The following is an 11,087-nucleotide window of genomic DNA, read 5'->3' as shown; positions in this document are numbered from 1 at the left end:
TGATATCATAGGATCACCTCCCGGCATTCCTACGATCCTGATGTTGGCTTTAGATTGCCGCTTCGACGCGAGCCACGTCCCAAAGTTCCGTTGGCTTCCCGATCAGGAACCCCTGAACTTGATCACAACCCCATTGCTGCAACACAAACAGCTGCTCTTTGGTTTCAACCCCTTCGGCAACGATGACGAGGCCTAGGCTTTTGCCAAGCCCAATCGTTGCCTTGACGATCGATGACGACGACGCGTTGTTGTGCATGGTGGCCACGAAGCTCCGGTCGATCTTGATCTTGTCGAAGGTAAATTCCTTGAGATTGCTGAGTGACGAGTGCCCTGTTCCAAAGTCGTCCATCACGACTTTGGCGCCGCACTTTCCCAACTCCACGAGGGTCGCGAGAACGTTGTCCCTTTGGAAACCGAGGAGTGTCGCGCTTTCAGTAACTTCGAGTTCCAGTCGGTCGAACGCGACGCGCCAACGCCGTGCGCCATCGCATATTTGGGTAGCAAGCCCGTCGGAACGAAACTGTATCGGCGACAGGTTCATTGCCAGTGACAGTTTCGAGTTCCAGGTCGACGCAGCACGGAGTGCATTGTCGATCATCCATGAGCCGATAGTGCCGATGAGCCCGCTTGACTCGGCGATAGGTATGAAGATTTCCGGCGGTATGTCGCCCAGAATGGGGTGCCGCCAGCGAAGGAGAGCCTCGTACGCGACGATCTCCAACGAAACTGCGTCGGCGATCGGCTGGAACGCTAGACGGAACTCGTTTGCAGAGACGGCATTCTCGAGGTCTCTTGCGAGCCGCACGCGCCGGCTCTCCTCATCCTTCAAATGCTTGTTGTAGATGCGCGCCGTATTCCTGCCATCGGCCTTGGCACGATACAGCGCAAGGTCTGCAAACTCGTGAAGCTCGTCTCCGGTCTGTCCGGGTTCTGAAAGAGCTACTCCGACACTCATCTTGATCGCTACACCCTCGTCCGACGGCGCGGAGGCCATCTTGAAGATGCGCGAGATCAGTGCCTCCGTGGCTGCCGGTTGTGAGCGCGCTACTTGGATGACGGCGAATTCGTCACCACCAATACGCGCAACCAGGTCATCGCCGCGGACGCACGAAGACAGCAGCTGCGCGGTGCGCTTCAGCACGCGGTCTCCGCCCGCATGACCCAATCGATCGTTGATAGCTTTGAACGCGTCCAGATCGATAGCGAACACTGCTACGACGTCACCTGTGCGAGCGCTGCGAGCGAGTTCGTGGGCAAGACGGTTCTCGAACAGCAGGCGGTTCGCAAGCCCGGTGAGCATGTCATGGTTTGCTAGAAACTCGGCGCGGTGCTCGGCGGTCCTGCGGCTCTCCACGGCCTTACGGTATTCGTGAAGTCCACGCGCCAGATCACCGAGCTCGTCGGCCCGCTCAAGACCGGGTACGTCTCGGTCGCTTTCACCTATCCGAAACTCGCGCAGCTGCGCAGCCATGATCGTTATCGGCAATACCAGTCTTTGCCGAAGCCAGATCGCCATGCTGAATATGATGGCAACGATCCCGAGTCCGCCTAGGAGCACCGATATGATGTCCTGACGGCTCTCACGCCGGTTGCTTTCCGCCGCCTTTCCGATCGCCGAGGTCAGTTCCTGTCGCGCCTGACTACGGTTCATCTCCAGGGCCGTTAGCGCGCCCAAGAAACGTGGCATGGCCGTTTTGATGCCGGAGGGGCTGAACCGGCTCGTCTCGATTAGCTGGTCAGAGGCGGCGGCAAACACTGTGGCAGCTTGCTGCCCCTCCTGAATGGTACCCGATCGAGGCTCGGATCCGCGATCGGGTGCTTGGGCCGCTTGCAAAGATCTCATTTTAAACTGCGCGATCCGCTCGTGCAGTTCCGCCCAACGTGCGTCAGGTACTTTCACCCCGTGTTCGGCATCCCGGGTCAGGTGGCCAACATCCTGACGCAACCGCCGCTGTGCCTGATCCAGCCGATCTTCTCGGCCGAGTGCATCGCTGAGAAATGTAATGCGCAGGTCAGCTTGATGAATCTTATTGCCAACCGAGAGGCCAATAGCCAGCAGTGCCAGCGCCATCACGATGACAGACGTGCAGGCTATTGATACACGCGCCGATACTGATAGTCGCACAGGCTTCTCCCTGCACCGCGCTTGACGCCAAAGCGTTACGTTATGGTTAGAGGATCCTGGCCGCGCTCCTTGCTAATACCGATCGCGCCCAAAACCTTAGACATGCCGACAGATGAGCCGGGTAAGGCCGGAAGCCACCGAGCGAAGTCCAGTGCCGAGGAAGACCCACAAACGGCCATTCAGGGCCCCATAGCCTCGCCCCAACTCCGGCCGTCCGTTCATTTGGCGATACGCCATTTTTTCGGCGCTTCGTACGAAAGCTTCGGGCAGATGGAACGTAGAGAGGTGGTCTTGACGACGCGATCGTGATTAGCCGTTACTCGAACTCAAGGTCTTTGATACGCACGGCATATGGTGGACAGTAAAGTCCATGTGTTTCGGTAGATTTCGCAACTACCGAACCGGCGTTGATGACGCACCCCTCTCGCACGATAACGCCTGGGTAGATGGTAACGTTGGCGCCTACCCAGCAACCGCGCTCAATCAGGACAGGTCTGAGGCGATCGCCGTCCACGCCCCGCCGCCAGACCGAGCGAGTGATGTGATGGGTCAGCGAGATGATCGTGCACCGGTAGCTGATCCGCACCGCCTCGCCGATCTCGACGCCACCGCCGGCATCGATCAGTCCTTCCGGGCCGACGAACGCACCCTTTCTCAGCGTCAGGCGATGCGGATCGATAACCGTGCAGCTCGGATCGATAAAGGCCCCTTCCTCTATCGTGATGAGGTGCAGCATGTCTTTTGTCAGCACGGGCGTCTTTTCTCAGTTCTGCAATCCGCCGTCCGTCGTCGAGGCGTCCCTCGCGGTCAACTCCCTACCGTCTCAGTACCTGACCTTCGCCCCCGCGTAAAAATACCGACCGACAGGCGAGATCGGCACGTTGGTCTCGAAGCCGATGTCTGGCTTCTGGTCGGCGAGGTTGTTGACCCCGCCATAGAATGAGAACCGCGCGTCGACCGCAACCTCCGCCTGCACGTCGTGCTGCCACAGTTCTTTGTACCGGAAATAGCGCGAATCGACGAGGCTGGGGTTCGCGTCGGTATCGACCTTGGCGAAACGCCGGACACCGTCCTGCCAGCGCAGATTGTAGCTTAGCGTCAGCGCCCCCGCGGTCCAGCTCGGCGAGAAGGTGAAGGTATATCTCGGGCGGAACGGCTGATCGACATTGTCCTCGGTAACCGCGCCCGGCGTTGCGACCTGTTCGAGCTTGTCGAGATAGCCGCCGACCAACCGGATATCGAACGCCCCCATACGCGCCGTCCGGAAGCGATAGGCGATATTGAGTTCGGCGCCGGCGGTACGGAACGCCGCGACGTTCTGCGGCTGGACGACATAGCCGTTGATGAACGCGGTGCCGCGCTCGCGACTGATCGCGTTGCAATAGGCGTTGTCGAGCGTCGGCTGGTCGACGCACAGCGAGGCGATCGTGTTCGCATCGGGCGTGTTGATCGCGTCGCGCAACCGGATGTCGTACCAGTCGAGCCCGATCGACAGCCCCGAGATCGGTCGCACGACGACGCCCGCCGTCCAGGTGCGGGCGACTTCGGCGCGCAGATCCGGATTGCCCTGCTGCGTGCCGGGAATGAAGATCGTCGCGTTCGGATTGTTCTGTGCGGTGAAGGTTGCGGGATTGCCCCCTGCCCCGGTGATCAGCGTCAGGCAGTTCGCGGTGCGGAACTGCGTGCCGAGCGTGCGGTTGCCGAGATAACACGGATCGGAGAAGAAGTTGCTGCTGCCGGTCTGCGGGCGGAAGATCTCGCCGATGTTCGGCGCGCGGACCGAGCGGCCGTAGGAGCCGCGGAAGCTGATCTCGCGGATCGGCGCGTAGATGCCGTTGAACTGATAGGCTCTGGTCGAGCCGACCGTCGAATAGTCCGAATAGCGTCCGGCGGCACCGACCGAGAGCAGGCTGGCGAACGCCACGTCCTTCAGGAGCGGCGCGTTCAGCTCGCCGAATGCTTCCCAGACATCGAAATGGCCGCTCGACGGGGTCGGCAGAATGTATTCGTCATATTGGTAGAACAGATTGTCGGTGATCGCCTGCGCCGGACGGAAGCTGCTCGACTCGCGACGATATTCGCCACCGACCGCGAATGCGATCGGGCCGCCGGGAAGCGCGAAGAATTGCCCGAAATCGCCGTTCAGCGAGGCGTTGGCGACGTGTTGCGTCAGACGCGCATTGCTCGCCGGGTTGCTCAGGAAATAGCCGAACGAGGCCGGGTCCACGGTACTGCCGCCGAACGTGTTGACCGGGACGCAGCCAGCCGCGCGGGCTTCCGCCGAACGGCAGACGATCGTTCCCCCCGGCCCGCGTACCGCATCGAGCGCGTTCAGGAAGCGGTCGTTCAGGCGGTCGTTGAGCTTGGTCGCGCGGACGTCGGTCTGGCCGTAGGTATAGGACACATCGTAGCTGGCATGCTCCGAGATGCGGCCGGTGACGTCGACGACGCCGCGATACGTGCGTCGGCGATCTTCTTCGCCACGCCGCGGGATGTCGAAATTGTTGCGGTTGACGTCGACCGAGCCAAGTCCGGCGGCGGTCGCCGCTGCGAGGATGCTGGTCGGGATGTAGGGATTGTCGAGCGCGATGGTCGCCGGATAATTGCCGCCATAACCGCCGAAGCTTGTCACGGTCGACTGGACGAACTTGCCCTCCAGGCTGATCTTGAACGCGTCCGACGCGTCGTAATGCGTCAGAGCGTTGACCGCATGGCGGCGGGTGCGCGGGAAGATATCGCCGATATAGCCCGCGACCGGCGTGTCGTCGCCACCGACCGAATAGCCGTCGTTCTGCAGGAAGCGGCCGGGCGTATAGAGCGCGCCGTCGCCGCGGAATGTCTGGTCGCCGATATACACGATGCCCTGGTTCGAGCTGTACGGATAGCGCAGGTCGCCGACCGGTCCGATCTTGTAGCTGCCGGCGCGCGTCGGGTCGTAATTGTCGAGGTTGATGAAATACTGGCGGTCGCCCTGCGCGAGATACCGGCGGTCGTCGTTCGCGAGCGGCTGGTCGGCATTATACTCGTAGGCTAGCGTCAGGTTGCCGCGACCGTCGGCGAAGTTGCGGCCTGCGATCAGCGAGGCGAAGCGGTTGGCAGCGTCGCCGCGCTCGGAGATGCCGAACTGGCTGCGCGCCGCGACGCCGTCGAAATCGCGCTTCAGCACGAAGTTGACGACCCCCGAGACGCCGTCCGCACCATACACGGCCGACGCCGCGCCGGTGAGCACGTCGACGCGCTCGATCAAGTCGGTCGGGATCGCGTTGATGTCGACCGCCGCGGTGTCGGGCTGGCCGGCGACGTGGCGGCGGCCGTTGACGAGCACCAGCGTCCGATTGGGCCCAAGCCCGCGCAGGTCGAGCAGGTTGAGCCCGACCTGCCCGAAGCTGCCGTCCGCCTGCGCGTTGCCCGCGGTCCGCGTGCTGTCGCGAGAGTTGGTGAGCGCCGGCACGCGCTGCAGAAAGGTCGTGACGTTGGTGTTGCCCGACTTCTGGAGGTCGGCGGCACTGAACGAGACGATCGGGTTGGGTGCTTCGTAATCCGGGCGTGCGATGCGCGAGCCGGTGACGACGATCTCGCTTTCGGGGTCCGCGGCTGGGTCTGCGGCAGGCGTTGGCGCAGGCGTATCGGCCGCTGGCGGAGCGATCTGCGCTTGGACCGAATTCGCGGCGAGCAGCGCCACGCCGGACAGCAGATGACGGCGGCGAAGGATACGCATGACTTCTCTCCCTGTTCGCCGGCATTGGCCCCCGCCGGCGTTCATTATGCTCGGCTTAGGCGCATCGTCGGTTGCGGAGCAAGCATTTCGCCTGTGCAAACCCCGACAAGGCATTAACATAGCGCAATATTTCTCCGGTAATCGCCTTGCGCAGGGGGTGGCGCGGAACGCCGCGATACGCCACGATCCGGCGATGAGGGAACAGGCGCAGGACTGGACGCGGAGAGCCGCATTGGGGCTCCTGCCGACATTGGGTCTTGCTGCCTGTACCGGCACGCGCGGTCCCGAACCGCTGAAGTTCTGGGCGATGAGCTACGAGGGCGATTATTCGCCGATGCTGATGCCCGCCTTCACCGCCGCGACGGGGATCGTGGTCGATGTGCAATCGCTCCCGGCGACCGCAGCGCACGAGAAGCTGCTGACTGCGCAGGCAGGCGGCGCGATGCCCGACGTCCTGATGCTCTATACCGGCTGGGTCCAGGAGTTCGCGACGATCGGCGCGATCGCCCCGATCCCGTCGCCCGCGCTGGTCGCGGACATGTTTCCCGGCGTGCTCGATGCGACGCGTGTTCAGGGGCGCGACTTCGCCGTGCCGTGGTCGGTCGCGCCGCAGGTCCAGTTCTACCGCCGGGATATTCTCGCCAAAGCGGGCTATGCCGCGCCTGCCGAAGACTGGGACGGCTGGCTCCGCATGGGCCACGCTCTCAAGCGACGGCGACCCGACGACTTCGTGTTCATGCTGCTGCTCAACTGGCCGGACACGCTCATCACGATGCTCGGCCAGACCGGCGCGAAGATGCTGCGCGACCACGATACGCGCGGCAATTTCCAGACGCCGGAAGCACGGGCAGCGTTCGCCTATTACGCGCGAATCTTCGCCGAAGGGCTCGCACCGAAAGTGCTTTCAACCGAAATCCAGGATCCGGTCGCGGCCTTTGCACAGGGCTATTTCGCGATCTGGCCAACCGGGCCGACCACGTTGCTCGACCTGCATCGGCGTGCCGCGGAGATACCCGCCCAGCATTGGGATACGGCGCGGCTCGCCGGTCCGCACGGGGTCGGCGCGGTGTCAGGACTGAGTACCAGCCTATGCGTGTCCGCCTCGACGTCGCGCCCAGCCGAGGCGTGGGCGCTGGTCCGCCACCTCAGTTCCCCGGCGAGTGAACTCCGCTACCAGCGCCTGATCGGCAATCTCCCGGCCCGCCTGAGCGCCTGGTCGTCGCCGCAACTCCGCGCACCGATACTCGCGTCGTTCAAGGAGCAGATGCGCTTCCCCACCGCTGCGCCGAAGGTGATCGAGTGGGAGCGGATCAAGCTCGAGATACAGTTCGCCGCCGAGCGCGTCGTGCGGGGCGTACAGTCGATCCCGAAGGCGCTGACAGGGCTCGACGCGCGTGTCGACCAGTTGCTCGCCAAGCGCCGAGCGCTGGTCGAGGCGGGGAGGCTTGCATGACCCGCCAGGAACGCGCCGCCTGGCTATTCTCCGCTCCCGTCCTCGCGATCATCGCGCTGGTGTTCGTCCTGCCGACCGCGCTGGCGATGGCGTTGTCGGTCACTGATTACTCGATCTACGCGCTCGCCGACTGGGCGAACCTGCGCTTCGTCGGGCTTGGCAATTTCGTCGACCTGTTCTCGACGCCGCTGTTCTGGCGCGCGATCGGCAATACTGCGCTGTTCGCGGTGCTCGGCGTGCCGATGGCGATCGGTGCGTCGCTCGCCGTCGCGCTGCTGCTCAACGACGCGACCGTGCGGTGGAAGCCGCTCTGGCGCGTGCTGCTGTTCGCGCCTTACGTCACCAGCATCGTCGCAACCGCGGTGGTGTGGCGGTTCCTGTTCAACGAACGCTCGGGGCTCCTCAACCGCGCGCTGGCGACGATCGGCATCGCGCCGGTCGACTGGCTGGGCAACCCGCACACGTCGATCCCGGCAATCCTGATCTTCGTCACGTGGAAGATCTTCGGCTACAACATGATCGTCTTCACCGCCGCGCTATCGGCAGTGCCGCAGGACCTGATGGAGGCGGCACGGCTCGACGGCGCCGGCCGCTGGGGCCGCTTCCGCCACGTCACCCTTCCCGCGATCGGGCCGACGCTGCTGCTTGCAGCGGTGATGAGCGTCGCAGGCTTCCTCCAGATCTTCGCCGAACCCTACGTCATGACGCTGGGCGGCCCTGCGCAGAGCACCACGACGATCCTGTATTTCATGTTCGACGAAGGCTTCAAATGGTGGAATCTCGGCCAGGCCAGCGCAGTCGCGTTCGTCCTGTTCCTGATGATCCTCGTGCTGACGATGGTGCAGACGCGGATCGGGAGGCGCTACGAATGGCTCTGATGAAACCCCGTGCGATCCTCGCCAATGCGGCGGTGGTGCTGCTGACCACGCTGACGATCGCGCCGCTGCTTTACATGGTGATCGTATCGTTCATGCCGCGCGGCGAGTCGAGCAACCTCCCGACACCGCTCTGGCCATCGCGCTGGTCGCTGGAAAATTACCACGAGCTGCTCGTCCGGCGGCTGATCGATGGCGCGTGGTTCGACTACCGGATCGTCCCCGCACTTTTCAACAGCGTCGCCATCGCCATGATCTCGACGCTCCTCGGCCTGCTGCTCACGGTGCCGGCCGGCTACGCGTTCGCCAAGCTCCGCTTCCGCGGACGCGAGCGGCTGCTGAAGATCCTGATCGCGTCGCTGGTCGTGCCCGGCCAGGTCGCGATGCTGCCGCTCTTCCTGATCTTCAAGCAGCTCGGGCTCGTCAACAGCTATGCGGGCGTCATCCTGCCATCGCTCGCTGGCATCTTCGCGATCCTGTTCGTACGGCAGGCGACACTGGCGATCCCCGACGAGATGATCGACGCCGCGCGGATCGACGGGGCGAGCGAGACCCGGATCTTCGTGACGATCGTCCTTCCCCTCCTCACGCCGATCGTCGTCACGCTGTCACTGTTCATGTTCCTCGGCTCATGGAACGACTTCCTCTGGCCGCTGATCGTGCTGGCCGACCAGCATCTCTACACGCTGCCGGTCGCGGTCGCGGCGATCGCGCGCGAGCATTCGGCGGATGGCGAGCTGATGATGGCCGCCGCGGTCGTCACGACGATGCCCGTGCTGCTGCTCTTCCTGGCGATGCAGCGTTATTACCTGACCGGGCTGCTCGGCGGCAGCGTGAAGGGATAGGCGCGGCCATCGGCGCCGAACACATGCGCGGCGTCGGGCGCAACGCCGACCCGCAGGGCTTCGCCAAGCGTGATCGAGCGGTCCCCCGGCAATTGCGCGACGATCGTATCCGCCGCGCCGCGCGCGCCGAGATGCGCGAACGACAACGGCCCGAGCCGCTCGAATAGCTCGACCGCGCCAACCAACGGCCCCGCGTCGTCGACATGCAGATGTTCGGGGCGAACGCCGAGCGTGACCGGCGAACCTACCGCATCCGCCGGGACGATCGCGCCGGTCCTTACCGTCTCGCCGCCTGCCAGCCTTACCGTCGTCCCGTCAGCATCGACCGACGCGATCGTCGCCGCCAGCAGGTTCATCCCGGGCGAGCCGATCGCCGCGGCGACTGCCAGGCTCGCCGGTCGCCGGTACACTTCGATGGGCGGCCCGACCTGCTCGACACGCCCCTCGCTCATTACGACGATGCGGTTGGCGAGCGTCATCGCCTCGAGTTGATCGTGCGTCACGTAGATCATCGTAGCGCCAAGCTGTTGATGCAGCCGCGCAAATTCGTGCCGCATCCGCGCGCGCAGGTTGGCATCGAGGTTCGACAACGGCTCGTCGAGCAACAATACTTTCGGTCGACGCACGACTGCGCGCGCGATCGATACCCGCTGACGCTGCCCACCCGACAAGGCTCGCGGCCGCCGGTCGAGCAGATCCGACAGATCGAGCATCGCCGCGACCTCCGCGACGCGGTCGGTAATCTCGCGCTTGGCGACTTTTGCGACCTTCAACGGAAACGCGATGTTCTCCGCGACTGTGAGATGCGGGTACAGCGCGTAGGACTGGAACACCATCGCCAGCCCGCGATCCGACGGCGCCGCATCGGTCACATCGCGTCCGCCGATCGCCACCCTTCCGGTGCTTGGCACCTCAAGCCCGGCGATCATCCGCAACAATGTCGACTTGCCGCAACCCGACGGCCCGACGAGGACGACGAACTCGCCGTCGGCAATCGTCAGGTCGGTCGGCAGGAGCACTGTGGTGTCGCCGAAGCTCTTGGAAAGTCCGCTGATTTTGACGCTCGCCACCGCATGTCCTTTACTTATCACACGTTGGGTAGCGGCTGACACGACAGCGGGCAAAGCCATCGTACCTTGCAACCAACCGCTACGCGCTGACGAGGGCCCACTTCCGGCCGCACAGAGACTGCGCGGCGCCGCCCGAAACCGACAACTCGTTCAGCATCATCGACGGCTGATCAACCACATTTCTAAACCGACGGTTTACTGCGCATGCGTATACTCGATCGACCGATCTGGGCCGATGGAGATGATCGATGGGTCACTCGTCAATGGACCCCGCCTTTCACGAACTTCGGCCTTGGAACGAAGGCCGGCTGATTGGTGCGAAGCGGGCGCTGAAACAGCAACAGGTTTGGGCCATTCGCTTCTGGCTCGACCAGCAGAGGCGACTGCGCGACCGAGCGCTGTTTGACTTCGCCATCGACAGCAAGCTCCGCGGCTGTGACGTGGTCAGGGTGCGGATCGGCGATGTAGTTTCCGGCGGGCGCGTCCGCGACCGCGCCGTCGTGGTTCAGCAGAAAACCAAACGACCGGTCCAGTTCGAGATAATGGACACGGCGCGAAAGACGATGCGAGCATGGTTGGAACGACGTGGGGGGACACTGAACGACTTCGTTTTCCCGAGCCGCAACGACTACATGGACCACATGAGCACGCGGCAATATGCCCGCCTCGTGCGCGAGTGGGTGGTCGGCATCGGCCTACCGGCGCAGGATTATGGGACGCACTCGCTACGGCGCACGAAAGCGTCGATCATCTACAAGGCGACTGGCAACCTCCGCGCCGTTCAGATCCTTCTTGGCCATGCCAAGATCGACAGCACGGTGCGCTACTTGGGCGTTGACGTGGAGGACGCTTTGGAATTGGCCGAACGCACCGAGGTCTGAGCGGACCCACAGCACGAAGCCGCTGCGCGGCAGTGGTGGTGGTGGTGGCGGTTGAGGTAGCGCAGCGGCTCTGAGGTTTGGTTCTGCGGCAGCGGCGGGAGACGATGGATTTCCTTCAAC

Annotated in this window: 8 protein-coding genes; 4 read left to right on the top strand and 4 right to left on the bottom strand. The window is 63.7% G+C overall.

Features of this window, described 5'->3' with window-relative positions; genetic code table 11:
• Window positions 1-49: 49 nt before the first annotated feature.
• The 3 genes from IFT87_RS19590 to IFT87_RS19580 all read right to left on the bottom strand — a co-directional run bounded on the left by IFT87_RS19590 (window position 50) and on the right by IFT87_RS19580 (window position 5,843).
• The gene (locus IFT87_RS19590) at window positions 50-2,071 is read right to left on the bottom strand and encodes a putative bifunctional diguanylate cyclase/phosphodiesterase (protein ID WP_192191675.1); all 2,022 of its coding nucleotides are present in this window, start codon (window positions 2,069-2,071) and stop codon (window positions 50-52) included.
• A 370-nt stretch (window positions 2,072-2,441) separates the two neighbouring features.
• Window positions 2,442-2,861, bottom strand: coding sequence for an acyltransferase (locus tag IFT87_RS19585; protein WP_156362260.1), 420 nt, complete (start codon window positions 2,859-2,861; stop codon window positions 2,442-2,444).
• Between the two features lie 87 nt (window positions 2,862-2,948).
• On the bottom strand, window positions 2,949-5,843 hold the full coding sequence (locus IFT87_RS19580; RefSeq protein ID WP_192191674.1) for a TonB-dependent receptor plug domain-containing protein: 2,895 nt from the start codon (window positions 5,841-5,843) through the stop codon (window positions 2,949-2,951).
• 193 nt (window positions 5,844-6,036) lie between these two features.
• On the opposite strand from IFT87_RS19580, the gene IFT87_RS19575 reads away from it, so the two are divergent.
• From IFT87_RS19575 to IFT87_RS19565, 3 genes are read left to right on the top strand one after another with little or no spacing between them, the layout of a single operon-like run.
• Window positions 6,037-7,296 (top strand): extracellular solute-binding protein, encoded by a 1,260-nt coding sequence (locus IFT87_RS19575; protein ID WP_192191673.1) that lies wholly within the window; start codon window positions 6,037-6,039, stop codon window positions 7,294-7,296.
• Window positions 7,293-8,174, top strand: a complete 882-nt coding sequence (locus IFT87_RS19570) for a carbohydrate ABC transporter permease (RefSeq protein ID WP_056485486.1) — start codon at window positions 7,293-7,295, stop codon at window positions 8,172-8,174. The genes IFT87_RS19575 and IFT87_RS19570 overlap by 4 nt, the downstream gene beginning before the upstream one ends.
• Window positions 8,165-9,016 (top strand): carbohydrate ABC transporter permease, encoded by an 852-nt coding sequence (locus IFT87_RS19565; protein WP_056485488.1) that lies wholly within the window; start codon window positions 8,165-8,167, stop codon window positions 9,014-9,016. The genes IFT87_RS19570 and IFT87_RS19565 overlap by 10 nt, the downstream gene beginning before the upstream one ends.
• Here IFT87_RS19565 and IFT87_RS19560 read toward each other — a convergent pair.
• Complete coding sequence (locus tag IFT87_RS19560; RefSeq protein WP_342211212.1) at window positions 8,977-10,086, bottom strand: ABC transporter ATP-binding protein; 1,110 nt, start codon at window positions 10,084-10,086, stop codon at window positions 8,977-8,979. The two genes, IFT87_RS19565 and IFT87_RS19560, sit on opposite strands and share 40 nt — an antisense overlap.
• Before the next feature lie 263 nt (window positions 10,087-10,349).
• Between IFT87_RS19560 and IFT87_RS19555 the strand changes: the two genes are divergently transcribed.
• Window positions 10,350-10,967, top strand: a complete 618-nt coding sequence (locus tag IFT87_RS19555) for a tyrosine-type recombinase/integrase (protein WP_093401111.1) — start codon at window positions 10,350-10,352, stop codon at window positions 10,965-10,967.
• Window positions 10,968-11,087: the final 120 nt, after the last annotated feature.

It is taken from the genome of Sphingomonas sp. CFBP 8765, from assembly GCF_014841445.1.
Classification (GTDB): domain Bacteria; phylum Pseudomonadota; class Alphaproteobacteria; order Sphingomonadales; family Sphingomonadaceae; genus Sphingomonas; species Sphingomonas aerolata.
The sequence above is the reverse complement of the archived record's forward strand: the minus strand, read 5'-3'. Positions and strand labels throughout refer to the sequence as shown.

Coding starts and splice junctions, on each gene's coding strand:
- IFT87_RS19590 (WP_192191675.1), bottom strand. CDS start 2,071: ATGGCGCTGGCACTGCTGGCTATTGGCCTCTCGGTTGGCAATAAGATT.
- IFT87_RS19585 (WP_156362260.1), bottom strand. CDS start 2,861: ATGCTGCACCTCATCACGATAGAGGAAGGGGCCTTTATCGATCCGAGC.
- IFT87_RS19580 (WP_192191674.1), bottom strand. CDS start 5,843: ATGCGTATCCTTCGCCGCCGTCATCTGCTGTCCGGCGTGGCGCTGCTC.
- IFT87_RS19575 (WP_192191673.1), top strand. CDS start 6,037: ATGAGGGAACAGGCGCAGGACTGGACGCGGAGAGCCGCATTGGGGCTC.
- IFT87_RS19570 (WP_056485486.1), top strand. CDS start 7,293: ATGACCCGCCAGGAACGCGCCGCCTGGCTATTCTCCGCTCCCGTCCTC.
- IFT87_RS19565 (WP_056485488.1), top strand. CDS start 8,165: ATGGCTCTGATGAAACCCCGTGCGATCCTCGCCAATGCGGCGGTGGTG.
- IFT87_RS19555 (WP_093401111.1), top strand. CDS start 10,350: ATGGACCCCGCCTTTCACGAACTTCGGCCTTGGAACGAAGGCCGGCTG.